The sequence below is a fragment of the Leptospirales bacterium genome, from assembly GCA_019694655.1.
Lineage (GTDB): Bacteria > Spirochaetota > Leptospiria > Leptospirales > Leptonemataceae > SSF53.
On the sequence record JAIBBN010000017.1, the window covers coordinates 1 to 23,306 of the forward strand.

Below are 23,306 nucleotides of genomic sequence, written 5' to 3' on the forward strand. Positions count from 1 at the left end.
ATCAGCCAGAAGAAGACCAGATTGATATAAGTGGGCGTCATCGTATCGCCAGCGCCATTGAAAGCCTGGACGGAGACCATCCACCAGCCGTAAACGATGAAGGAGATTGCCAGGATGCGCAACCATTCCGCGCCAACGGCAATGACCGCCGGGTCTTCGCTGAACAATGCGATGATCGAGCGATCCAGCGAATAGAAGAGAATGGAAATCACTAATAGAAACACTGTATTGCACAGACCAATGCGCCAGACGGCGGACTCGGCGCGATCGGCGCGGCCGGCGCCAAGGTTCTGGCCGACCAGCGTCGCTGCGGCATTGGACATTCCCCATGCCGGCATCAGACTGAACATCATTACGCGTAGCGTTATCGTCGCCCCGGCGACAGCCGCCACGCCGACGCTGGATAGAATGCGCATCAGGAAAATCCACGCCGTAGTTGCAATGATCATCTGCGCAATGCCGCCAAGCGAGGTGCGCAGCAGATTCCAGAAGGCTGCCGCGTCAAAACGCAGATGCCGCGCCGCCAGTCGCAGGTGTTTTCCACCGCGAAAAAGCAAAAGAAGCTGCAACAATACGGCGCTGCCTCGGCCAATGTTGGTAGCTACGGCGGCGCCCTCAATTCCCAGACGCGGAAAAGGGCCAATGCCAAAAATCAAAAGCGGATCAAACAGGATGTTCAGTGCGCTGGCTATGGCCAGGGACCACAGCGCCATCATTGGATCGCCGGCGCCGCGAAAGACGGCGTTGATGACAAACAGCAGCAGAATGACCGCATTGCCGCCAAGCATCCAGCGCGTATAGCGGTAGCCCTCGCTCAGCGCCCAGTCGTTGCCGCCCATCAGAGCCAGTAGATCGCGGGCAAAGAAAACTCCCAGAAAGCAAAAGGGGATAGAGATCAGCAATGCCAGCAGAATGGACTGCACGCCGGCTATGGCCGCATCTTCCGGCCGCTTTTCGCCAATGCGTCTGGCTACGATCGCAGTGGCCGACATGGCCAGTCCGATGCTGATGGCGTAGAGCACAAAAAGAAAGGTCTCGGTAAGTCCAACCGCGGCCTGGGCATCGGGTCCAATGCGCCCGACAAAATAAATGTCCACTAACGCAAAAGTCGCCTCCATCATCAATTCCAGGACCATCGGCGTGGCCAGCAGCAGAATGGCGCGACCGAGCGGGATGCTGGTGTAGTCGGCATCGCTGCCGCGCAGTGCATCGAGCAACTGTTGCCAGATGCTCCGGGCCCAGGAGCGGGATGGATCTGATTGAACTGCTTGCTGCATGATAGTTTTGCCCCGGGCTAAGATCGCCAGCCGCGACGAATCCGCCAAACTTTTCCGACGCAGCTTTTTGCGCGTTGCCAATTTTGCCGCCTGCCGCCGCCTGTCGCTGATGAAAGCAAGCCTGTTGATGCGGATTGCCGGCGGTCTGAGTCTATTTACCTGTCTTGGACATACGGCAGGAACCTTTATGCCCATTCCAGCGGAGCAGCCGGCGGTCGCCGCCGCCTTTCAATTGATGCAGGAAACCCTTGTGCCCATGCCCTTTGGTCGGCCGCAAAGCTACGCTGACATTTTTCTTGGCGTCAATCTTTGCCTTATGGTGCAACTGCTGACTTACGGGCTCATGCTTTTTGTTCTGTCAAGTCGACTGACACAGGACAGAACTGCGAGATTGATTGCAATGTTCATCGCTCTGGCCCTGACCGCCACGGCCGCAATCAGCGCACGCTATTTCTTTCCGTTGCCTGCGTTCTGTACTGCGCTGGCGGCAATAGCAGTAGCCCTGGCGTTGGCTGTCTCGCGCCGCAGTCTCGCAATGGAGCATTCCTGATAGGCTGTTCTCCGTCAACGCATCAGGGGGCCACAGCGCTGAAGATGTCGTTGGCCACATTTGCGTCCCCACTGAAAAGGTTTGTTGCAGCAGACTCAAAGGCGACCTGAATGCAGCGCGCACTCAAGTCTGGCAGGCTGCTCAGGCCGTTTGCCACGGCGCCGCCGGGCGCAAGCGACACGACACTGGTCACGGAGGAGGAAATATTGTGCACAAATATATCGCCCACGCCATTGGTGTCGCCTGCAAAGAGGTTTGCGGCGTTGGAGCGAAAGGCAACTAAGTTGCCGTCAAAGCCGATAGAACCATCTTGTGATCCGCCGGCAGCTTCAATGCCGCCGGCGCCTACCGACACTCGAATCGTTTCATTGGCGATCAAGTCGCGACGAAATACATCGCTTGCTGCATTCGTATCGGTTGAAACCAGGCCTGCATCTAGACTGCTGAAAAGCGCATAGCGTCCACTGCCGCTAACGTCCTCTAGCGTCGATAATTGCGTCGTCTGGCTGCCATCGAATCGCAGTGAGGCGCGGATTGTCTGCCCGGTGAGGCGATAGTATACGAAAACATCCTGCTGGCCATTGGTGTCGCCGCTTACCAGATTGGTGGCTGAGGATTCATAGGCGATGACTGACGCATCAGCGTTGATCTCTGGATTGAAACTTCCTCCATTGCTTTCGACTCCGCCTGGTCCCAGCGATATTCGCACGGTCGTTCCCAGCAGCCGGTCGCGCAGGAAAACATCCGACTGAGCGTTCGTATCCCCGGCGACAAGATTCGAGGCCATCGACGAGAAGGTTACAAAGCGTCCGTCGGCGCTGATTCGCGCGCCGCCACTGAAGCCGCCAACTGCTTCGGCGCCTCCGGTGGCAACGGAGAGCCGCTCTACGGCGCCAGTGTTCCGATCGTAGAGGAATGCGTCATTTTGTCCGTTGGTATCGCCGATTACCAGCGTGGTTGCGAGGGAGGTGAAGGTAACAAAGCGACCTGTAAAGCTGAGCCAGGGCGCTGTGCTAACGCTGTCCCCCTGAACGCCGCCGGGGCCGCGCGAAATGAGCGCCGTGGAACCGGTGCTACGATCGCGCAGAAAGATATCTACCTGTCCGTTAGCATCGCCAGCAACCAGATCAGAGGCTTGCGATTGGAAAGTCAGCCAGCGACCCTCGGCATCCAGACTGACTGCTGCGCTGGCTGCGTTGCCAACGCCGCCTCCGGATGCGGCAGATTCAAGACCGCTGGCATAGTTCCCACAAATGTTGGCATAGAGCAACAGCGCTCCTGGCGAGCAAAGGGCGTCGCCCGGATGGCAGGTAGTGTCAAAGCACCGGCTGCCAACCAAACTGCTTAGAATGGCTAAAGTGAAATAAGTCGCTCCTCGAGTTGCACACACAGCAGACCCCCGCTTTGACAACTGTGCGGCGGTCGATTTTTTCAATCTCAGCAGAAAAAATCAGCCCTCTTTTCGGGGCCGCTCTTGCACAACTTCTCAGCTGGAGCGCGCTGCATGGCGGCCGGCATTGCGGCCGCTGAAGATACAGCCGCCCAGGAAGGTGCCCTCCAGCGCGTTGTAACCGTGGTAGCCGCCGCCGCCAAAGCCGGCCACCTCGCCGGCCGCGTAAAGACCGGCGATCGGCTGGCCCGCTGCATCGAGCACCTGTGAATCAAGATTGGTGTGCAGACCGCCCAGGGTCTTGCGCGTTACAATATGCAGGCGCACCGCAATCAAGGGTCCCTTGCTGGGGTCCAGAATTCGGTGCGGCTTGGCGGCGCGGATCAGACGATCTCCGCGGTACTGACGCATCTGACGGATGGCCATGATTTGTGCATCTTTGCAGAAGAGATTGTCGAGCTCGCGGTCGCGGGCGACAATCTGGGCGCGCAACTTCTCGTGATCGATCAGGTTCTCTCCGCTCAACGCGTTCATGCCCTGCACCAGTTCGCCAAGGTCGTTCTTCACAATAAAGTCGACCCCGTGCTCTTTGAAGGCTTCCACCGGTCCCGGCGCCCGACCGCGAGCCCCCAGACGGCTTCGAATGACCTGCATCCAGCTGGCCGAGGCCAGATCCGGATTCTGTTCCGAACCGGAAAGCGCGAACTCTCTGGAGATGATGGCTTGAGTCAGTACAAACCAGGAGTAGTCGTATCCCGTGGAAAGTATCTGGCGCAGCGTTCCCAGCGTATCAAAGCCCGGCAGATAGGGCGGCGGCAGTCGCTGCCCGAGAGCGTCGAACCACATGGACGAGGGGCCGGGAAGGATGCGGATGCCGTGGTTGGGCCAGATCGAATTCCAGTTCTTGATTCCTTCTGTATAGTGCCACATACGATCTTCATTGATCGTGGCGGCGCCGGCCGAACGCGAGATGGCCACCATTCGGCCGTCCACATGATGCGGAACGCCGGAGATCATCGATTTGGGGGCCGGCCCCAGGCGATCTACAGGCCAGTTCTTACGCACCAGCTCGTGATTCCCGCCGATGCCGCCGGAAGTGACAATAACCGTTGATGCTTGAAATTCAAACTGACCGATGACCGTGCGGCTCGATTGCTCGCCCCGATTTACTTTAGATTCCTCCAGCACTTCGCCGGATACGCCGCTGATGCGCCCGTTGTTGCGAAGGATCTGGCTGACCTGATGGCGGCAGCGCAGCTGGATCAGGCCGCGGGCGACGTGTTCGCGCACCCGTCGCTCGAAGGGCGCCACCACGCCAGGACCAATGCCCCAAGTGACATGAAAGCGCGGCACGGAATTGCCATGGCCATCGGCCAGCGCGCCGCCGCGCTCCGCCCAGCCGACCACCGGAAACCAGCGCATGCCCATCTTATGAAGCCACGGGCGCATTTCGCCGGCGGCAAAATCGACAAAGGCCTCCGCCACCGTGCGCGGCCAATGGTCCTCTGCTCGATCGAACTGCGCCGAGCCCAGCCAGTCCTGCAGCGCCAGTTCGCGGCTATCGCGAATGCCCATCCGCCGTTGCTCGGGACTGTCCACCAGGAACAGTCCGCCCAGCGACCAGAAGGCCTGTCCGCCCAGCGAGTTCTCGCCTTCCTGTTCAACGATGATGACCTTCTTGCCGGCGTCGCCCAGTTCGGCCGCCGCAGCCAGGCCGGCCAGACCCCCGCCAACGATGATCGCATCCGCTTGTTCCGCCATGACTGAAGCCAGGGCGCTCTCTTCAGGAAGTCAAGCCTTTGGAACGAGCTTTGCGACTGGAAAACGACGCAGGCTTTGGCGCCGGCGAAGACTGATTAGCGCAGGAGCAGGTCGCGCAGCAGTGATTTTTCACGCGCATCAAAGTAGTCGGCGTATTCGGCCATAATCTGCTCGGCCAGTTCCTTGCTCAGAAAGTCAATGCTGCGTGTGAAAGGCCGGCGGCGATAGGGCTCGTACCACTGGAAGACAAAGCCGCCATCGAGCGACCAGATGGCTGCGCCCATGCCTGTGCGCTCATCTACCGTGGAGTTCGTGCGACGACCATAGATTGCTTCGATCTTGCCGTTGATCAAGGAGGCTTCGATGAAGGGCAGTATTACTTTAACATGGAAGAGAATCGCCTCTTCCTCGTCCCACTGTTCCATGCTCAGCTGGTGATCGGCAATGCGCTTCACCTCGTAAGGCGTCTTGTAGAAGCTGTAGCGGTATTCGATGTCATTGCGTCGCACCAGAATGTAATCGTTGCGCACTTCGTTCAGGATTTCGACGCGCTCCACAGCGTTTTGCGCCGTGGCCAGGGCGCGCAGGCGTGCTTTCACTTCGGAAAAGGTGCTGCGCCAGGGCGTTTCGGCAAAACCGCGCAGCGTGGTTTGCGCCGGCTGCATGGGCGTTGGCTGATTGGCCCCGGCCTGGGCCAGCAAAACGGAGCTGGCGTCGATACTTTGCGTACCGGCTTCGCCAAAGAACTGCTGGTCGTCGCCGCCCATGGCCGCGGCAGCGGGATCGCCGGCCATGGCCTGTTCATCGGACGCCGGGCCTTCATCCATGGATTGCGCGCTCAGACCGGCGACGAATACCAGAAGCGTTGCCAGAAGGCTGCGACGAAAGTACATGCTATACATGTCGGTCCTCTTCGATGAGGGGATTAGAGTCCTTTACCGACTCCTGGCCGGCCGATGTCCCGCCGGCAGCGGCTTCATTCAATAGTCTCCGTCTTCCTGCTCGTAATCTCCGCCGCTGGCGGCCTGTCGTAGCCGGTAGAGGGCGTAACCGATACAGACTATGGCGTTGGCGGCGCTGAAAAGAAAGCTCATTTCGTGGTACACACCCCACATCGTCAGCGACATTGCCGCCAGACAGCAGCAAATGCCAAAGAAGAAGGGCGTCTCCGATTCGAGCAGTCTGGCCAGCAATCCGTCGGGGCCGCCGCGATCGATGGCAAAGTCGCGCAGCGAGGGCCAGATAGCGTGCAACACGCCAACGAAGAGAAAGGACTGAAAGAAGTAGTTGGGGACCTGGTTTTCGCCGTGGTCGGGGACCAGCGCCACCTGGTCCGGGGATAGCAGACCGCCCAGCAGGGTCAGGGTCCACCCGCCGCCGACGCCAGCCGCCAGCGCCAGGTAATTCAGGCCGGCCTCGCCGCGCACGGTGAGGATCTCAAATTCACGGCGCAATATTGCAGTGAAATCAAGCAGCTCGTCGCGTTCGTAGCTGTCCTTTTGCTGGAAGAGCCGCAGCCAGTAATCCAGAAAAAAAGCAACGCCGCCGCACACGGAGAAAAGAACAATCCAGACAATGGCCTGAACAATTTCCATAAGCCTACTCCAGGTCAGTCCTGATTCTGCGTCGAGCTTGCGCCATCAGCCAGGCGCCCTGTCGTCCAGAGCCTTGTAACGCCCTTCTCGGACAACAAGGATTCAAAGGGATCGACCTGTCCGACGGCCGGAAATCGATCGAAAATCTCAATCTCATCAAGCTGCACCTGGCGCCCGGCGCCCTCATAGCTGGTGCAGAAGCGCAACCCATGCACCGTTCGCCACTGGCTGAGCCGAAATTCCATGCCCGGCGCACGAATGGCGCTGACCCACATTTGCCAGCGCTGCGGCAAACCCTTCTCGTCGGTGACAATCAAGTACGAATCTCCCGGAGTAACGCCGCCGCTGGGGTAGTGAATTGCCAGCGCGCGTTGGCCGATGAACTCACGCTGCGCCCCCGGAGCGCGCAATTGCGTAAAAGGCAGCAGCCAGAAATAATCGTTGGTGAAGGCGCGGTAGGCGGCGCGAACAGCAGTTCGTATGTCCTCAGTATTTTCCAGCCGGCGTCCGGCGCGCCAGGCGCGGCCGTGCAGATCGCGCAGGGAAAACTGGACGCGCATTGGCTGCTCGGCATCCTGGTAGCGGACCTCGGCCAGTCGGCGATGCAGATCATAAAGGTGGCGACGATCCGCCGGTCCGAAATGAAAGCGCAATGCCGCCACGCTCGACAAATGGTCGGCGCCGGTTGCAATTTCAATGGAACGCGCCAGCGCTTCGGCGCGCTGATCAGCAGCGCCGCGAGGCCGGGGCTGTTGCAATCGAAGATAGATTACGCCAAAGACAATGGCCAGTGCCAGCAGCGCCAGCGCCAGCAGCGTAAGCAGCAGTCGATGCGACTTCATCGAGCCTGCTCCCGCGCAGCGCGCTCTTCCATGCGCATGTATTCGCGCCAGACAAGGCGCAACGAATCCAGCGCGTCCTGGACGTTCAAGGCGACGGCAGGACCATTCTCCGGTTGCAAGAGCAACAGATTCTTGCGCGGGCCTTCGACGACCTGAATACCCGGCAGAAAATTGATGGCCCGCAACAGCAGCGAGCGCGCCGTCTCGGGGCTCAATTCGTCATCAATGGTTGATAGCTCATGGCGCAGGGCATGAAACAGCGTGAGGGCCAGGGCCCGGTCTTGGCGGGGATCCTTCACGCTTGAAACATCGCAGCGCTGCCGCCGTCAGGGACGGATGCAGCGGACGTAGCGCGGCGTATCCTTTTCGGCAGCCAGTTGATCGCCGAAGGTGTTTTCGGCAAAGCTGATCGACCACGCCGAAGTGCCGTCGGTGTCGGTGGTATTGGCGCTGCCCGTCCAGAAGTACTTATCGTCAGGCGTCTGCGGAAAGGTATAGAGCAGTGCGCTGCGCGAGGAAAAGGCCGCCAGCGAGGCCAGTTCGCCCTGGGTTGGCAGCCGCCAGTCGCTCTGTCCGGCAAACACCAGATTGGAGCAGCTATCGTAAGCAGGACCGGAATTGGCCACGCCTTCGTTGGTAGTGCAGTAGGACGCGCCGCCGGTGATGACAGTACAGAAGGCCAAACTGGTTGCGCCATAGACCGTTCCCGATCCTGTGCCGGCGCAATTGTTCAGGGCTGCATTCCAGGCCTGGCCCTGGGTACACTTCATCCAGCTGAAGGTTCCTGTGCCAATCACCTGGTTCACAGTGCCATTGTAGTTATCGGTGACGCCGCTGGAGGATAGCAAGAGACCCAGCCAGTCCTCGTCCTCTTCGGACTTACAGGAGGCCGCGGCCGCCACAACCAGGACCAAGGCCGCCGCCAGAGTCGCCATGCGCTTCAGGCTCATGTTCCAAGTATCGACGTTGCTGTAAAATCGGGCAAGCATTGCTTCCAGACCAGGCCGCCAGATGGGGGCCCTCTCAATTAGACGACGCCTCAGGGCCGCCCGGCTTTCCGTTTTTTCAGGGCCTCGCGCAGCTTTTCGAAGCTATCGCCGGCGTGGTAGGAACTGCGCACCAGGGGTCCGGCCTCGACATGCAGAAAGCCCTGCTGCAGCGCATGGTCGCGGAGAGCCGCAAAGCGCTCCAGCGGCGCATATTCCAGCAAGGGGGCGTGATCACGGCTGGGCTGTAGATACTGGCCAATGGTAAGCATGGTCGTCCCTGCCGCCGCCAGATCCTCGATCACTGTGCGAACCTGCGGCTCTGTTTCGCCCAGGCCCAGAATGATGCCGCTTTTGGTCAGAAAGCCGCGTTCGGCGCTGAGCTGTAAGGTGCGCAAGGAATGCTCGTAATTGGACTGCGGGCAGATGCTGCGGTAGAGCTCGGGGACCGTTTCCACATTGTGATTCACGATGTCCGGGGCTGCCAGCCAGATCCGCTCCAGATTTTCCAGCCGCGCGCGAAAATCGGGGATCAGCGTTTCTACAATGAGCCCGGGGTTGAGCCTGCGCACGGCGGCAATCACTGCGGCAAAGTGCGCGCTCCCACAATCCGGCAGATCGTCGCGATCGACGGACGTTATCACAACGTGGCGCAGTCCCAGCCGCGCCACGGTCTGGGCCAGGCGCTCTGGCTCATCAGCCTCAAGCGGCAGCGGCTTTCCGGTGGCAATATCGCAAAAGCCACAGCGTCGAGTGCAACGCTCGCCCATGATCATGAAAGTGGCGGAGCCCTGCGCCCAGCAATGGCCGAGATTGGGGCAGGAGGCTTCCTGGCAGACAGTACTCAGCCGGGCGCCATCCACAATTTGTTTCAATTGTGTTGCCGGATCGACTTCGCCCACGGCCATGCGCAGCCGCACCTTCATCCAGGCCGGCGGCGCCGGCGGCGTTGATTGCGCGTACTTCACGACCAGAAAGCTCGGGCGCCGCAGAACCTGCTTCAAGCCTTTTTTGCGCCGCGTCATGACGATCCGCCCTGGCCCCGTCGGCTCCCGGATTTGCGGAAATTACTTTGCCGCCCCGCAAGGCGAAGCCAGCTTGCCAGCGCTTTCCTGAAGCAAAGCATTGGAGCAAAGCGGCATGGCGCAGCAGGCGGAGACACTTCCTCTATCAAAACAACTCAGCTACGCCATCGGGCAGCTTGGCTGGAGCACGCTGGTCAATATCATTGGCTTCTGGCAGGTGAAGTTTTACATACCAACAGAAGAAGACAACATGCCGTCGTTGATCACGCGCATCACATTCCTGGCGGTGCTCAATGCAATTGCCATCATCGCCGCGGCCTCGCGACTGTGGGATGCAATCACCGATCCCTTGATTGCCAGCCTCAGCGATCGCAGCAAGAATCCGCGCGGGCGTCGGATCCCCTTCATGAAAATTGCAGCTTTGCCGGCGGCCGTCTTTCTGACGCTATCATTCATGCCGCCCGATCGACAGCCGACCATCGCCAACATCGTCTGGCTCTGTATGATGCTGCTGGGCTTTTTTCTCTTTCTGACAATCTATGTAACGCCCTACTTTGCGCTGATTGCCGAATTCGGTCATACGCCTGCCGAACGTTTGAAGCTTTCGACCTGGATTTCCGTTACCTACGCACTGGGCATCATCGTCGCCTCACAGGCTGCTTCCATCTGGAATCCCATGATTGAAGGCGGTATGGATCCGCTGCAGGCCCGGCAGATCGCCATCGGCCTCCTGGCCGCCATCGCCGCAGCGCTGATGTTTGTTCCAGTCCTGACCATTGATGAGCGGCGCTACAGCAAGGCCGAGCCCTCCAGTTCGGCCCTGCTGCCGGCGCTCGTACGCACCTTCAAGAATCGCAACTTCTTGCACTACACCGCAGCCGACTTCGCCTACTTCATGGGCTTGACGATCATCATGACTGGCCTGGCATACTACCTGCCGGTGATGCTTGGCATGTCCGAAGCAAATGTCGGCCTGCTGATGACGGTCATGATCGCCATTTCCTTTGCATTCTATGCCCTGGTCTATTTTCTGGCCGGTCGCTTTGGCAAGCGCCCGCTGGTTTTGATTTCATTTCTGTGGTTTGCCGCCGTGTTTGCCTTTATCTACAACCTGGGTCGCTTGCCGGCGTCGCCCGAAGCGCAGGCCTACGCCCTGGTCGTTCTGGCGGCGCTGCCCATCGCCTTTCTGGGCGTGTTGCCCAACGCCATTCTGGCCGATATTGCCGAACACAGCGCGCTCAAGGAGGGCGTACGCCAGGAGGGTATGTTCTATGCCGCGCGCACTTTCATGCAGAAGATGGGCCAGACCCTCGGCATCTTTGTCTTTGCCATCCTGACGCAATTCGGCATTGATCGTGGAAATGATCTGGGGCTGCGTTACAGCGGCCTGGCCGGAGTCGCACTTTGTGCGTTGGCCTTTGCCTTGTTTTTTGGCATGAACGAAAAGAAGCTGCTGGCGGAAACTGCAGAGTTGCAGAAGCCAGAATCTTGAGCCAGGATTTTCAGCCACGTGACTCGACTTGCAATTTACCCCGGCTCTTTTGATCCGATTACCAACGGCCATGTCGACATTATCAGCCGCGCCAGTCGCATCTTCGACCGCCTGCTGGTCGCCGTAGCCGCCAATTCCTCGAAGAGCGGCCTGTTCACCTACCAGGAGCGCGTCGAGTTGATTCGCAGCGTGGTCGGCAACATCGCCAATGTCGAGGCTGTTACCTTTGAGGGACTGCTGGTGGACTTTGCGCGCCAGTCCGGGGCCACTGCCATTGTGCGCGGCATCCGAGCCGTAACCGACTTTGACTACGAATACGCGATGTTTCAGATGAATCAGGAGGTCTTCCCCGCGGCGGAGACCGTCTTTCTGCTGGCATCCGGCGAATTCTCCTATCTCTCCAGCACCATCGTGAAGGAGTTCGCACGTTACGGCCGCTCGGTTGAGAACTTCTGCCCGCCAAGCGTAAGCGCCGCGCTACTCAAAAAGTTTGGCCACGGCGAGGCGCAGATCTGAGGTGGAGGCTTCCCGACGCCAGCTTGACACCGCCCTGGAAACGCCGGCGCCGGAGTACATTGTCTTTCGCCATGCCCTGGCCGGACCGGCGACGCGATTTGTCGCAGCGCTCATCGATCAATTTGTTCTGACTGGCGGGCTGCTGCTGATCATTCTGGGACTGCTGGTCATTTTTGGCATCAGCGGTCTGGCCGCCTTCGAAAGCGGCTCTGCATTGCTGATCTTTTTGATCCTGATGGCGCTCTTCGCCTTCAACTGGTTCTACTTCGTGCTGATGGAATGGTTCACGCGCGGTCGAACCGTTGGAAAGCTGGCGCTGGGATTGCGCGTGGTCTCGCTCGATGGCAGTGCGCTGCGCTTTTCGCAGACCGCGTTGCGCAATTTGCTGCGCGTGGCGGACATGATGCCGGCAAAACTCTTCGTGGGCGGCGGGCAGATTATCCCTATTTATGCCGCAGGCGCTCTTGCTATGATCCTGAACGCGCGCACTTTCCAGCGCCTGGGCGATCTCAGCGCAGGGACGATTGTAATCCGCGATCGGAAGCGCGACGTCATTTTTTCACCGCCGCCGCCGCCAGCGCATATCGAGTCGCTGGCCGAACGACTCAACCCGCGCATCCTTCCTTCGCCCACGCTGGCCCAGGCCTTGAATGACTTCGTGCATCGCCGCTCGCGTCTGCATCCCGATCGGGCCGCGGAGATTGCGCGTGCTGTCGAACCGGAGTTGCGACGCATCTTTGGCGCGACGCAGATTCCCTGCGATGCCGTCGATCTGCTGATCGCCGCGCAGACGCGAATGTTCCGACTTTCACGCGAGGCCGCCGCATCGCTGCAACTTACGGCTGGCCGGTCGCCGCTGCAACAGCTGGGAGCAAAGCTATGATCCCGGCGCAGTTTGTCGAGCGTCGGCTGGCCGACTGGCGTCGATTGGAAGGGTTGCTGCGCCGCGTCGAGGGCGCTCCCGACCTGATGCTGAGCGCTGGCGAATTGTTATCCTTCTCGCGTCTCTACCGCGTTGTCTGTACGGACCTCAGCCTGGCCGATGCCAATCGGCTGTCGCGCGAGATCCAGCTCTACCTGGAAGATCTGGTATCGCGTTCCCATGCCGCACTTTACACCGTGCGCCGCAAGCGCATCGAAGCGATTCGCGATCTGTTTTTTTTGCGCATCCCGGCGGCTATTTATGGCGATCGCTACATCCGCTTGAGTTTGCTTGCTTTTTTTCTGCCGATGATCTTTTGCGGCGTCGCTTCCTATCATTCGCGCAGCTTTGCGGCCAGCATCCTCGGCGAAGCGGATATGGAATCGTATGTAGAGATGCACTCCGACTCGCACAAGGATCCCTCTGCGGCCCAGGCCCTCGCCGGAACCGGTATGTACATCTACAATAATACATCGATTGCGCTATTGATGTTCAGCGTTGGCATCCTGGGCGGCGTCCTGTCGCTCTTTCTTACCCTGTTCAATTCCGTGCACATCGGCGCGGCAATTGGTTTTCTGTTGAGCAGTCCGGCGCGCGACAACATCCTGTCGTGGATTCCAGGGCACGGCCCTTTCGAGTTAACGGCCATTGCCATTGCCGCCGGCGCCGGGATGCGCGTCGGCTTTTCCTGGGTCGCGGCGCGCGGCCGCGCCCGCTTGCGAGCGTTGCGCGAGGAGGCGCGCGCTTCGACGCCGGCGGTTTTTGCCGCCTGTATTCTGCTCTTTCTGGCCGCCGGACTGGAAGCTTCGCTGGCCCCGGCTGAACTTCCGCTATGGCTGAAGTGCAGCGTGGGCGGTCTGTGCCTGGTCATGATGATCGCCTACTTTGGCGTCATTGGCCGCATGGCCATGCGTATCTTGCGCAAGCGGGAGCTTGATGGACATTCGTAATATTCAGTACGAACTGCGCCCGCGACGGATGCTGGAGATATTTGATTTTGCGGTGCTGGTCGTGATGCGTCGACCGGGTCCCTTCCTTACATTCACTCTACCTTTTGCCCTTGTCTGTGTAGCGGCCAATACCGCGCTGATGTCATTGTTCGCCGATCCCGACGACGGACTGGAGTGGTGGCACTGGCTGAGCTGGCTGTTGCCGTGGATCCTGTTCCAGCAGATGCAGTTGCTTTCCTTGCCGCTCACTTTGATCAATGGTCGCTTGTTATTTGAAGAAGAGTTGCGGCCTGGTCAGATCTTTCGGGAAGCCGTGGCGCTCTTGCCGCAGTTTGCATACCATCAGCTTTTCTGGCGCGGCAGCCTGGCAGCCTTGTTTGCAGCGCCCTTTGTAATGATCCATGTGTTGCATCGCTACTGGCACGATGCGGACCTTGGCGGCTACATGGCGCTGGAAGTTGCCATTGGCCTTGTCGCGCTGGTTGCAGGTTGGCGCGCCCTGCTCAGTCAGATTTTTCGCGGCGAGGTCCTGGCCCTGGAGCGACTGGAGCGTCCGCTGATGCGCCGCAGGATGCGCACACTGGCCGCAGGCAATGCCGATCGCAGCCTGGGCTTTCGGCTGCTGGAGCTCAGTCTGCTATTTCTGGCAATGAGCGCTGTAAGTTTGAGCTGGAACTTTGCGCTGGAGGGTCTGGAGTTTCATGGTCGCCATTGGTGGCTGGATGCAAGCTTTGTTCCGCTTTCGCCGCCGATGCAATTGCTACTGTTCATTTTCTTTGCCTACCACTGCACGGCTCGTTTTCTCTACTATATAGATTCACGTTCCTTGCGCGAGGGCTGGGATCTGGAGCTGGGGCTGATTCGGGGTGTGCGCGATACGGAAGAGGCCGTCAGTCGACGATGAGCGTCCGTAGCCCAGGCCTCCTCCATGATTTGCTTCGACAACTGGGGCGCGGACTGATCCTGGCGCTGGCCGTAGGCTGGCCCTTAGCCCACGGCGCCGCTTTGCTGGCCCAGGATGCTACTCGCGAGGCCTTGCAGGGTTCTGAGTGGTACGAGTATGGCCCGGATGATTATCACAAGTACGCACCCGAGGATATTGAACCGCCAGCGCAGCGCGAAGGCTGCAATCAATCCAGAGATCAGCAAATGGCGCCGGCGCCCGGCGGTCTTGGTCTGTCGCTGTTTCAGGGCCTGCTGGTTCTTGCCATCGCGGTGGTGCTGGCGCTGGTCATTGCGCTGCTGCTGCGCGTCTGGCGGGAACGCAACAGCGGCCCGGCGGACGAAGCCGATGAACTGGCCAGGGTCGAGCACGGCGCGCTGCCTGATTGGATCGCGGCCCACGGAGGCATGGAAGAGCCGCTGACCATTGCCCGCCTGCGCAGTCTGCTCGATCAGGCGCTGGAGCAACAGGACCGTTTGAGCGCTGCCCTGCTGATGTTTCTTCTGGCGTTGGCGCTCCTGGAACAGGCTGGCTGGATCCAGGAAAAAAAGGAAAACACGGCGCGCGAGTATCTGAACGACGCGCGGCGCTCGCCGCTGGCCGTCGCGAAGCCGGAACTGTTTGAGCCCCTGCGCCATTGCCTGCGCTGTTTCGAATACGCTCGCTACGGCGGCCTGGCGCCGCCCGATATTGATCTGCGCCAATTGTGGTCGCAACTGGAGCCACAGCTGCCATGATTTCGCCGCAAATGCTATCGGGACGCCGCGCTCTATTGCGTCTGCTGCTGTGCCTGCTGCTGGCGCCTGCTTTTGGCTGTGGCGATGGCTCGCCAGCAACCAGCTATGGAACGCTGGGCGCCGAAAGCGTCAACGGCTTTGACGCAATTGTCGCCGAGATCAAGGCATCATCGGACGATGTAATCGAAGGCGCCTATCTGACCCGAAGGATGCGGCGCGAGGCGGATGTTATTGTCTACCTGGAGCGCGATCCCGATGAGTCGCCGCAATATTACCTGTACATGGAAGCGTGGCTGCAGCGATCCAGCGTAGCCGAAATGAAGAAGCGTGCGCGCAATCCGGAACAATTTGAAGACGCTGCCGAAGATTCCCCGGACGAAGAAAGCGTTGAACCCGGCGACGACGAGCAGCAGAGCCCGGAGGACGAGGAGGAGAGCGAGATAGCAGAAGAGGCGCCCGTAGCTCCTGATTCATCCGCGGACGGCGATGATGCGACCGATCAGGACGAAGACCAGGGCGATGTCATGGCTGACGAGCGAACAAAGACGGTGCTCTACTTTGTGCGGGACACGGATGCAACCGCGCCGATGTGGGAGTTGCTGCACAGCCAGATGGGGCAAACCGAACCACAAGCCGCCTACTGCCAGCTCAGGCAAGAACTGGCAATGCAGTTCCGATCCGAGCATGACCGACAGAGCGTTCCCTTCAATACCACTCGCATGATCGACGAGTTCGGCCGCAGCGCTGCGCCAGGCTCTTACAGTGAAGACATCTTTTCCGCAGCGCCGCCGCCATGGCCTCAGCACGTTGGCCCCTCCGGCGTACCGGCTTTGCATGTAACGGGCGAGGCGCTGCTGGCGCACAGCGTTCTTGCCGATGCTCATGGTCGTCCGCTGATACGCGAATTCCACTTCGAGCAGGCGCAGCTGCTGCTGATCTACAACACCGAGCCCTTCCTGAATTTCTGGATGGTGCACAAGCAAAACCGGCGCATGGCCCGCGACTTGATTCGCTATGCGAGTCGCGCAGCGCTGCGCGAAGGCCGCAAGCCTGTGGCGGCTATTGTACGCAGCGGCCTGACGCCGGTGCACCGCGCCGCAGAAAATGAAATTGGCCTCTTGCGATTCCTTACGGTCTATCCCTTGAATTTGATTTTCATCCACTTTGCTGCGCTGCTGCTGCTCTATCTTATTTCGCGCTGGCCGCACAAGCAGCGGCCGCTGGAGAATCCTTCGGCCGGGCGGCGCGAATTCATGGAACACATTCGAGCGTTGGGCGCCCGTCTGTCGCGAACACGCGATCGTCGCAGCGCCCTCGAACCGCTGCTATTGTATCGTAAGCGACATTTCAATCAGGACTTGAAGCCGCTGGCCGACTCGCTCTTTGGCCCCCTGCCTGAAGCGAAGACCGCGTCAACTTCGGAACCGAATCAAAATACGAATGCGGCCACAGCGCCTGCGGAGAAGAATCCCTATGTCTAACACGCCCCAAATCGATCGCCACCAGGCCGCGGAGGATATCCAGAGGCTGCGCGCCGAGGTCAGTCGCGTCTTCGTCGGCCAGGAAGAGCTGGTAACAGGCGTACTGGCTGCACTTTTTGCTGCGGGCCACGTACTGATCGAAGGCGTTCCGGGGCTGGGCAAGACGCTGCTGGTTCGCGCGCTGGGCAAGGCGCTTGGTTGCACCTTTTCGCGCATCCAGTTTACGCCGGACCTGATGCCTTCCGATATTACCGGCTCGCACATTTTCAATCAGAAGGACCAGAAGTTTGTCTTTGTACGCGGGCCGGTTTTCACCAACCTGCTGCTGGCCGATGAAATCAATCGCGCGCCGGCCAAGACGCACTCGGCGCTGCTGGAGATCATGCAGGAGCGGCAGGTCACAATTGATAACCGTCGCTACAATATTGATGCGCCCTTTCTGACGCTGGCTACCCAGAATCCGGTAGAATCCGAAGGGACCTACTCCTTGCCGGAGGCGCAGCTGGATCGCTTTTTGTTGAAGCTCCTGATTCAGTATCCGGAAGAGAAGGAGGAGCTGGAGATCCTGCGCCTGCACGCAGGAACAGAGCGCTTCGACGAAGTAGACTCCATCCAGGCCGCTCTCGATCCGCAGCGCACTCTGGCCTGCATTTCGGCGGTCGCCCAGGTGCGCCTGGATGATGCTATACTGGACTATATCAATCGGCTGGTGCGCGCCACGCGCGAAAGACGCGATATCTATCTGGGCGGATCGCCGCGCGCCGGCATCGCCCTGCTCAAGACAGCCCGCGCGCTGGCCTTGATGGAGGGAAGAGATTTCGTTATTCCCGACGACGTCAAACGACTGACGCCGCCCGCTCTGCGGCACCGCATCACCCTGACTCCGGAGGCCGAGGTCGAAGGTCGCAGCGCCGACGAAGTCATAGGCGAAATCCTGCGGGCGGTCGAAGCGCCAGTGCGCGCCGGCTGAGGCAACTCGTTCAACCAGGGCATGATCTATCCTACCAAGCGATTCCTCTGGCTGCTGGCCATTCCGCTGGCGCTGGCGGCGGTCCTGCCGGCCGCCGACTACTTGCTCAGCGGGAAGCTGCTGGGCGAGTCGGGACTTGCCGCCTGGAGCATCCTGTGGATCGTCGATGGCGCCCTGGCTGCAGCTCTGGCCATCGACTGCCTGAGCATTCCGCGCCGCAGTCGTTTCGCGGCCGAGCGTCAGTGCGATTCCATCTTTTCCGTGAACTATGCCCATCGCGTCAGGCTGCACTTGTTTTTGCTGCCTGGCTGGCGCCGCAGGGTTCGGGCTCTGGTTTACGATGACCAGCGCGAACACATGCGCGTGCGCGGCCGCCGACCGCGCATGCTACTGAGCACAGGACGCAATACGGTTGAGTACCGTTTGCAGATTCCGCTGCGCGGCCGCTACCAGCTGGAGTGCGTCTACTTGACCTGCTATTCGATCTTCGGTCTGGCGCGCAGGGTCTACCGCATTGCCTGTCCGTCGACGCTGCGCGTATATCCGGATCTCAAGGCGGTCAGCCGCTACTCGCTGCTGGCGCGACGATCACACCTTGGATTGCTGGGCATTCGCCGTGCGCGTCGGGCCGGCGGCGATACCGAGTTTGAGCGACTCCGCGAATTCCAGCGCGACGATGAGTTCCGGCATATTGACTGGAAGGCCACGGCGCGCCAGAATAAGATGATTGTACGCACGTACCAGATGACGCAGAACCAGAGCGTCCATTTCTTGCTCGATTGCGGCCGGGTGATGACCGCGGAGTTCGATGGTCGATCGCTGCTGGACTACGCCTTGAACAGCGCGCTTTTGCTGGCGCATGTCGCCTTGAAGCAGGGCGATCGCGTGGGTCTCTCTGCCTTTGCTGCGGCGACGCTACGTTACGTAAAGGCGGCGCCCGGTCCGGTGCAACAGCGACGCCTGATACAGGCTTCCTACGACCTGGCGGCGCGGCCAGAAGAAAGCAATCTCGACGCAGCCTTTCAGTTTCTCAATGCCGTTTCGCGCAAGCGCAGTCTGGTCATTTTGATTACCAACGTCATCGATGAGCTGACGGCCAATCAACTACTGGCCTATCTGGGCGCAATTTCTGGCCGGCACCTGCCGTTTGCCGTACTTCTGAAGCAGCGTGAAATCGAATCGCTGGCCGACGCGCCGCCAGCAGAGAGCGGCGATTTATTCGAGATGAGCGCGGCGGCGGACTTTCTGCTCTGGCGAGAATCCGCCGTGCAGCGCTTGCGCAATCGGGGCGTGCTGTGCCTGGAGGCCTTCCCGGATCAGCTGGACTCGGCGCTGATCAACGAATACCTGAAAATCAAGGCCCGCAAGCTGTTGTAACTTCGGTCGGAGGGGCGCTCCTGTATGCATATCCGCGATTGGCTGCTGCCCTATGGCGGCCTTGGTCTGGCAGTCGGACTGATACTTTCCGGCGGGCGTCTGGCCAGCGAATTGTGGATCGCGCCTGTCGCGTCGCTCTTCATTTCCGCAGGCGCAATGTTTCTTTCATCGCGTCCGAGGATTGTCGCCGGCGGCGCCAGAGCAATGGTAGGCGCGGCTCTCATCGGCGGCGCTGGCGCCGCCGGTCTGCTGCATCTGGCGCTATGGGCGCTGGCGCTGGAAGAGCCCCGGCCGCTGTCCGCTGTAATGCTGGAGTTTTATGCGCCGGCGTTGCTGCTGACTGCAATCAGCGCCCTGGCTACGCTGCGCGTTCGATTGCGCCGGCAACTCGACGAAAGGTCCAGGCCTGCGAGGTCTGAGCCCGGCCATTCCATCCCCGCGGCGCTGGCCCTGCGTCTGGGCGGGGAGACCATTTTGATTCCTTATGCCGAAATTAACTACCTGTCTTCGCGACGCAATACCACGGTCCTGCATGCTTCCGGCAGGGATCACGCCTTGAAGCAATCGCTCAAGGCGATCCTGGCTCGGCTGCCACAAGACAAATTCATCCGTATTCATAAACAATACGCAATAGCGATTGATCGTCTGGCCGCTTTGCAAGGCGGCCAGAGCGGGAACTACGTTCAATTGCGCGATGACGATGATACCCGGCTGCCGGTAGGGCGCGCCTATGCGTCCCGTCTCCGGCAGCTCGTCGCCGAGCTCCGGCCGGCGCCGATTCAAGGACAGCGAAAAGTCTCCGGATAAGCGGCAAGGGCCTGTTGCACCTCTGGCGGAAACTGATCGGCAATTGGCGCATAACTCTGGCGGATGAGCGCTGCGTTTTGTTCGGCGCCTGCCGGATGCAACAGCGGCCGCAGATCGCCGGCGCCGCTGTTGATATCGATGGTCCGGGCGCCAGCGCGACAGGCAAATTGCAGCTGGCTCAGGTCGATCCAGCGCAACTGCGCATTGGAACGAGTGCGCAGCGAGATCCTGCCAGCCTGCGGTTGGTAGACAATGCTCCATTGCGTAAAGCCCGGCGCAGTCCCATGAAAGATCCAGGCCAGCAGATCGCGCCAGCGCGGTTGAGCCGAAACAGCTCGCAATGTGGCGTAGGCGCGATCCAGCGGCGCAAGCTGCGCATTGCCCTGCGACTGATGGAAGGCAATGGCAAAGCGCTGTCGGTGATCGTAGATGTCGTCGGGAAGTTCGCCGCGACTTTCGGCGCGCTCGGCGTAGGCCAGCGAGACGGCGTAGGAGGTGTTGGCCAGCGCGCGGCGCGGCAGTGCGGCCCCGGAGAAGACCGTCATTCTGCCATCGACAAATTCAATGATGGCGCAAGCCGCGCTGCGATCGCAAAGAAAGTAGTGCACCGGCAAGACAACGCGACGAATTCCGACGCGTCTGGCAGCGGCAATGGCGTCGGACACAGTAGCGGATAGGTCGAGCTGGTACTGGATCCACTGCAGTTCATTGAGGTTGCCGCGTTCGGCTGGCGGCGGATAGACGGCGTCATCCTGCCAGAGCAATTCGATGGCCAGTCCGGCCTCATTCATGCCGCCAGTCGGCAACTCGCGCCCAAATTGATTTAAGGTTACGCTGCCATAGCGCGCCTGCCAGTCGATCCGGTCCGATTCCACGTCGCGCAGATTGCTTTTCTGCAGACCGCGCGGATTGACGAAGAGCAGTCCCTGTTCGTAAGCAAAGTCATAGTTGGCCGCAAAGAAGAGCTGTCCTTGCTCGGAGAAGGCGGCTACGGTGCAGGCCTGATCGGGGCGCGCCGTCAGCAAGAGGATAGCGCTGCAAAGCCAGAGAAGTTTCAGGCTACGGGGCCAGACGCGGCGCGAATCATGGTTGTTCATGCCTCAGTCTGGCACAGTCCTGGGCGCAAGGCAAGAGGGCGGGGGACAAACGACGCCTGCGCCGGGGACCAACGACCGCAACGTGATCAGCGGCCAAAGGCGGCCACGCGCGCTTTCAAGAAGGCATCGAGCCGCGCGTTGTAGGCCTGAGGATTGACGTTGATGGCGCGGGCGTGGGCGCTCTGCCAGGGAACCTCGAAATAATCGGCGATGGAATGATCGAGCGCGGCGTAAATACGACGGGAATGATCCACGACGGTATACTCGTCGGAACGAGCATGCATCAACAATGTCGGGATGTGGATCTGCGGCGCGTAGCGCAGCGGTGAAACATCATCGGGGTCGAAATGGGCGCGCAGCCCGGCGACGGCAAGAGCGCCGTTGAAGAGCGGCAGCACAGCCTGGCCGTACTGTTTAACGCCCTGTTCTTTCAGAATGGTCGGCAGGGCGCTGAAAGGCGAGTCCGCAATGACAAAGGCGGTTTCATTGTAGCGCGCCGCAGAAAGCAGGACAAAGACTGCGCCCATCGATTCGCCAACCAGTCCGATCTGGTCGGGGCGCAGCGATTGGCGCCGGGCAAGCCAGTGGACGACATTGTGAATATCGTCGCGTTCGAAAAATCCGTAGGTGGCAAATTCGCCGGAGCTCAGGCCGTGGCGGCGGGCGTCCATGGAAACGATGGCGCATCCGCGCTTCCAGAACAGCGGGGCATACTTCAATGCGCCGTAGCGCGTGCCGCCGTGACCATGCTGCAGGACTACCGCACAGGGTCTCGCGGCGGGGTTGTTGAAAAACCATCCCTGCAATTCGCCGACGGCGATCGGAACGGCGACGTCAGCCGGCGCCGGCAGACCAAAATCGGCGGGCGATTGAATCTTCAAGCGCTGACGGTCAACTTCCAGGGGCCGCCGATCGAAGGCGATGATGACCCCGGAGAAAAAGAAACAGAGCGCTCCATAGATCAGAATCAAGCCGGTCGCGATGACCAGCAGCAGGCGAAGGATGCGGGAGCGATTCACGACGCTGATCCCGGACGGACTCAGCTGCCCGGGCAAGCTTTTTCTGGCGTCGTGCGGGGCGCCGCCAGGCGCTCAGTTGGCGCTGGGTTCCATGGCGCCCATCAGTGCGCTCAGTTCCTGGAAGGCGCGATCGCGCTCTTTGACGCCAGTTTTCTTGATCGCCTTGCGCAGCACGTCTTCCCACTTCTTCTGCGGCAGATCGGCCTTCATCGCCTCCAGTACCTCGAGCACATTGACATCCTCGCGGGCGTTGAAGATTTCGGCTTCGTCATAGCGAAAGAGCGCAAACAGTCGCTCGATGTATTCTCCCACAGAAGCGCCGGCGCCGGCGCCGGCGGCGCCGCCAGCAACGCGCTGATTGGCCTTCTCGCGTCGGCGCATTTCGCGCTCGATTCGCTCCATCTCTGTGCGTTTCATTTGCATAGTCTTCACCGCGTTTCCGCGACGCCTCCGAGTCCTAAAAGAGCACCTTAAACAATTTCAGAATGCCCTGCTTCCAGGGAACCCGATGCGTAACTCCGGATTGATTCTGAAAGCTGGCGCGATTGGCCAGGTACCACCGATAGTTGCGGATCAGCGCGTCCTGGTTCGAGTATTTCGGCTTGTAGCCGAGAATCTTCTCCGCCTTTTCAATAGAAACAAATGAATCCTTGCTCGCCGTCTCGTAGACCCACTTGTAGAGCGGCGAAAGTCGGAAAAATTCCAGAACGCGCAGAACCAGAATCATCGGACCGGCTGGAAAGCCGCGAATCTTCTTCTTGAATCCGGCCACATCGAGCACCGCCTGGTAGTCCTCGCGCATGCTGAGAAACTTTTTGGCGCCAATGTTAAAGGTGTCGTTGGCCTTTGCTGCGGGTTTGGTAGCGCACAGGTAGATTGCATCGCAGAGGTCTTCGACATCGAGCAATTGGTAGCGATTCTTGCCGTTGCCAAGCATGGGAAAACCGTGGCCGTCCGCCGCCCAATCGTAGAACAGGGCAAATACGCCGAGGCGTTCGGGGCCTATGAAAGATTTCGGTCGAATGATGGGGACAATCATGCCCTTTTTACGGTATTCCAGGCAGACTTCTTCCGCCTGGATCTTCGCCTTGCCATAGGGCCCTACGCCATCCAGCCGGTCGTCCTCGTAGAGCGGATGATGGTCCGGGATGCCATAGACGGCTGTCGAGCTGATATGAATGACGCGCTTGACTTTGTTCTGGCGCGAAGCCTCCAGCACGTTGCGCGTTCCGGTCACGTCGGTGGACATGATGTCCTCTTCCGTGTAGAGCGGCAGCGCAGCTGCGGTGTGGATCACAACGTCGCGTCCCTTGCAGGCTTTTTTCAGCGCCTCGAAGTCGCGTATGTCTCCCTGGATTCGCTCCACGCGATTGCGTTCCGGGTAATCGAATTCCAGAAGATCGTAGACAGCGACCTTGTGTTTCTGGGCCATCAGGTAACGCGCCAGATTGATGCCCAGAAAGCCCGCGCCGCCGGTAATCAGATAGTTGGCCATGCTCGCTCCATCGACAGTTCTGTCGGGGAGCTTACTAAACGCTTGTTGGCTGCTTGAATTTCAAGCCTTTCCCT

At 60.0% G+C, this 23,306-nt stretch carries 24 protein-coding genes; 11 read left to right on the top strand and 13 right to left on the bottom strand.

Annotation, left to right across the window (positions count from 1 at the left end):
• The coding region (locus K1X75_16095; protein MBX7059586.1) for an MATE family efflux transporter at positions 1-1,277 on the bottom strand (1,277 nt) is incomplete at its 3' end.
• Positions 1,278-1,386: 109 nt separating this feature from the next.
• Here K1X75_16095 and K1X75_16100 point away from each other — a divergent pair.
• Positions 1,387-1,827: a hypothetical protein gene (locus tag K1X75_16100; GenBank protein ID MBX7059587.1), complete on the top strand. Its 441-nt coding sequence runs from the start codon at positions 1,387-1,389 to the stop codon at positions 1,825-1,827.
• A gap of 22 nt (positions 1,828-1,849) precedes the next feature.
• Here K1X75_16100 and K1X75_16105 read toward each other — a convergent pair whose 3' ends face one another.
• The 8 genes from K1X75_16105 to lipA all read right to left on the bottom strand — a co-directional run bounded on the left by K1X75_16105 (position 1,850) and on the right by lipA (position 9,369).
• Positions 1,850-3,217, bottom strand: coding sequence for a hypothetical protein (locus K1X75_16105; GenBank protein ID MBX7059588.1), 1,368 nt, complete (start codon positions 3,215-3,217; stop codon positions 1,850-1,852).
• A gap of 96 nt (positions 3,218-3,313) precedes the next feature.
• Positions 3,314-4,978, bottom strand: a complete 1,665-nt coding sequence (locus K1X75_16110) for an FAD-binding dehydrogenase (protein ID MBX7059589.1) — start codon at positions 4,976-4,978, stop codon at positions 3,314-3,316.
• Between the two features lie 95 nt (positions 4,979-5,073).
• Positions 5,074-5,871 carry a hypothetical protein gene (locus tag K1X75_16115; GenBank protein ID MBX7059590.1) on the bottom strand — a complete coding sequence of 266 codons (798 nt, stop codon included), beginning with the start codon at positions 5,869-5,871 and terminating at the stop codon, positions 5,074-5,076.
• Positions 5,872-5,958: 87 nt separating this feature from the next.
• Entirely contained in the window at positions 5,959-6,573 is a 615-nt protein-coding gene (locus K1X75_16120) for a hypothetical protein (protein ID MBX7059591.1), read from the bottom strand.
• 14 nt (positions 6,574-6,587) lie between these two features.
• Positions 6,588-7,415, bottom strand: coding sequence for a hypothetical protein (locus K1X75_16125; protein ID MBX7059592.1), 828 nt, complete (start codon positions 7,413-7,415; stop codon positions 6,588-6,590).
• Positions 7,412-7,714, bottom strand: a complete 303-nt coding sequence (locus K1X75_16130; protein ID MBX7059593.1) for a hypothetical protein — start codon at positions 7,712-7,714, stop codon at positions 7,412-7,414. The genes K1X75_16125 and K1X75_16130 overlap by 4 nt, the downstream gene beginning before the upstream one ends.
• A gap of 27 nt (positions 7,715-7,741) precedes the next feature.
• The gene (locus tag K1X75_16135; protein ID MBX7059594.1) at positions 7,742-8,404 is read right to left on the bottom strand and encodes a DUF1566 domain-containing protein; all 663 of its coding nucleotides are present in this window, start codon (positions 8,402-8,404) and stop codon (positions 7,742-7,744) included.
• A 50-nt stretch (positions 8,405-8,454) separates the two neighbouring features.
• A complete protein-coding gene (gene lipA, locus K1X75_16140) occupies positions 8,455-9,369 on the bottom strand; it encodes a lipoyl synthase (protein ID MBX7059595.1) in 915 nt (304 codons plus the stop codon).
• Positions 9,370-9,541: 172 nt separating this feature from the next.
• On the opposite strand from lipA, the gene K1X75_16145 reads away from it, so the two are divergent.
• Genes K1X75_16145 through K1X75_16190 form a run of 10 tightly spaced genes read left to right on the top strand, consistent with a single transcriptional unit; the run spans position 9,542 to position 19,621 of the window.
• Positions 9,542-10,918, top strand: a complete 1,377-nt coding sequence (locus K1X75_16145; protein ID MBX7059596.1) for an MFS transporter — start codon at positions 9,542-9,544, stop codon at positions 10,916-10,918.
• Between the two features lie 18 nt (positions 10,919-10,936).
• Positions 10,937-11,434 (top strand): pantetheine-phosphate adenylyltransferase, encoded by a 498-nt coding sequence (gene coaD, locus K1X75_16150; protein MBX7059597.1) that lies wholly within the window; start codon positions 10,937-10,939, stop codon positions 11,432-11,434.
• 1 nt (position 11,435) lies between these two features.
• A complete protein-coding gene (locus K1X75_16155) occupies positions 11,436-12,317 on the top strand; it encodes an RDD family protein (protein MBX7059598.1) in 882 nt (293 codons plus the stop codon).
• Positions 12,314-13,306, top strand: coding sequence for a stage II sporulation protein M (locus K1X75_16160; GenBank protein ID MBX7059599.1), 993 nt, complete (start codon positions 12,314-12,316; stop codon positions 13,304-13,306). The genes K1X75_16155 and K1X75_16160 overlap by 4 nt, the downstream gene beginning before the upstream one ends.
• Positions 13,293-14,210 carry a hypothetical protein gene (locus K1X75_16165; GenBank protein ID MBX7059600.1) on the top strand — a complete coding sequence of 306 codons (918 nt, stop codon included), beginning with the start codon at positions 13,293-13,295 and terminating at the stop codon, positions 14,208-14,210. Before K1X75_16160 ends, K1X75_16165 begins: the two co-directional genes overlap by 14 nt.
• A complete protein-coding gene (locus K1X75_16170; protein MBX7059601.1) occupies positions 14,207-14,986 on the top strand; it encodes a DUF4129 domain-containing protein in 780 nt (259 codons plus the stop codon). The genes K1X75_16165 and K1X75_16170 overlap by 4 nt, the downstream gene beginning before the upstream one ends.
• On the top strand, positions 14,983-16,467 hold the full coding sequence (locus K1X75_16175; GenBank protein ID MBX7059602.1) for a hypothetical protein: 1,485 nt from the start codon (positions 14,983-14,985) through the stop codon (positions 16,465-16,467). The genes K1X75_16170 and K1X75_16175 overlap by 4 nt, the downstream gene beginning before the upstream one ends.
• Positions 16,460-17,437, top strand: a complete 978-nt coding sequence (locus K1X75_16180; protein ID MBX7059603.1) for a MoxR family ATPase — start codon at positions 16,460-16,462, stop codon at positions 17,435-17,437. Before K1X75_16175 ends, K1X75_16180 begins: the two co-directional genes overlap by 8 nt.
• Before the next feature lie 21 nt (positions 17,438-17,458).
• Entirely contained in the window at positions 17,459-18,814 is a 1,356-nt protein-coding gene (locus K1X75_16185) for a DUF58 domain-containing protein (protein MBX7059604.1), read from the top strand.
• Positions 18,815-18,838: 24 nt separating this feature from the next.
• On the top strand, positions 18,839-19,621 hold the full coding sequence (locus K1X75_16190; protein ID MBX7059605.1) for a LytTR family transcriptional regulator: 783 nt from the start codon (positions 18,839-18,841) through the stop codon (positions 19,619-19,621).
• Here the strand turns inward: K1X75_16190 and K1X75_16195 are convergent.
• The 4 genes from K1X75_16195 to K1X75_16210 all read right to left on the bottom strand — a co-directional run bounded on the left by K1X75_16195 (position 19,594) and on the right by K1X75_16210 (position 23,232).
• Entirely contained in the window at positions 19,594-20,718 is a 1,125-nt protein-coding gene (locus K1X75_16195) for a linear amide C-N hydrolase (protein MBX7059606.1), read from the bottom strand. The two genes, K1X75_16190 and K1X75_16195, sit on opposite strands and share 28 nt — an antisense overlap.
• Positions 20,719-20,804: 86 nt before the next feature.
• The gene (locus tag K1X75_16200) at positions 20,805-21,737 is read right to left on the bottom strand and encodes an alpha/beta fold hydrolase (GenBank protein MBX7059607.1); all 933 of its coding nucleotides are present in this window, start codon (positions 21,735-21,737) and stop codon (positions 20,805-20,807) included.
• Between the two features lie 72 nt (positions 21,738-21,809).
• Positions 21,810-22,154, bottom strand: a complete 345-nt coding sequence (locus tag K1X75_16205; GenBank protein ID MBX7059608.1) for a hypothetical protein — start codon at positions 22,152-22,154, stop codon at positions 21,810-21,812.
• Between the two features lie 40 nt (positions 22,155-22,194).
• Complete coding sequence (locus K1X75_16210; protein ID MBX7059609.1) at positions 22,195-23,232, bottom strand: NAD(P)-dependent oxidoreductase; 1,038 nt, start codon at positions 23,230-23,232, stop codon at positions 22,195-22,197.
• Positions 23,233-23,306: the final 74 nt, after the last annotated feature.

Bases quoted from the DNA above. Each gene is read 5' to 3' on its own strand.
- K1X75_16135 (MBX7059594.1), bottom strand. From the start codon at position 8,404: ATGCTTGCCCGATTTTACAGCAACGTCGATACTTGGAACATGAGCCTG.
- K1X75_16145 (MBX7059596.1), top strand. From the start codon at position 9,542: ATGGCGCAGCAGGCGGAGACACTTCCTCTATCAAAACAACTCAGCTAC.
- K1X75_16120 (MBX7059591.1), bottom strand. From the start codon at position 6,573: ATGGAAATTGTTCAGGCCATTGTCTGGATTGTTCTTTTCTCCGTGTGC.
- K1X75_16110 (MBX7059589.1), bottom strand. From the start codon at position 4,978: ATGGCGGAACAAGCGGATGCGATCATCGTTGGCGGGGGTCTGGCCGGC.
- K1X75_16210 (MBX7059609.1), bottom strand. From the start codon at position 23,232: ATGGCCAACTATCTGATTACCGGCGGCGCGGGCTTTCTGGGCATCAAT.
- K1X75_16160 (MBX7059599.1), top strand. From the start codon at position 12,314: ATGATCCCGGCGCAGTTTGTCGAGCGTCGGCTGGCCGACTGGCGTCGA.
- K1X75_16165 (MBX7059600.1), top strand. From the start codon at position 13,293: ATGGACATTCGTAATATTCAGTACGAACTGCGCCCGCGACGGATGCTG.
- K1X75_16170 (MBX7059601.1), top strand. From the start codon at position 14,207: ATGAGCGTCCGTAGCCCAGGCCTCCTCCATGATTTGCTTCGACAACTG.
- K1X75_16185 (MBX7059604.1), top strand. From the start codon at position 17,459: ATGATCTATCCTACCAAGCGATTCCTCTGGCTGCTGGCCATTCCGCTG.
- K1X75_16180 (MBX7059603.1), top strand. From the start codon at position 16,460: ATGTCTAACACGCCCCAAATCGATCGCCACCAGGCCGCGGAGGATATC.
- K1X75_16115 (MBX7059590.1), bottom strand. From the start codon at position 5,871: ATGTACTTTCGTCGCAGCCTTCTGGCAACGCTTCTGGTATTCGTCGCC.
- K1X75_16100 (MBX7059587.1), top strand. From the start codon at position 1,387: ATGAAAGCAAGCCTGTTGATGCGGATTGCCGGCGGTCTGAGTCTATTT.
- K1X75_16205 (MBX7059608.1), bottom strand. From the start codon at position 22,154: ATGAAACGCACAGAGATGGAGCGAATCGAGCGCGAAATGCGCCGACGC.
- K1X75_16195 (MBX7059606.1), bottom strand. From the start codon at position 20,718: ATGAACAACCATGATTCGCGCCGCGTCTGGCCCCGTAGCCTGAAACTT.
- K1X75_16175 (MBX7059602.1), top strand. From the start codon at position 14,983: ATGATTTCGCCGCAAATGCTATCGGGACGCCGCGCTCTATTGCGTCTG.
- K1X75_16125 (MBX7059592.1), bottom strand. From the start codon at position 7,415: ATGAAGTCGCATCGACTGCTGCTTACGCTGCTGGCGCTGGCGCTGCTG.
- K1X75_16190 (MBX7059605.1), top strand. From the start codon at position 18,839: ATGCATATCCGCGATTGGCTGCTGCCCTATGGCGGCCTTGGTCTGGCA.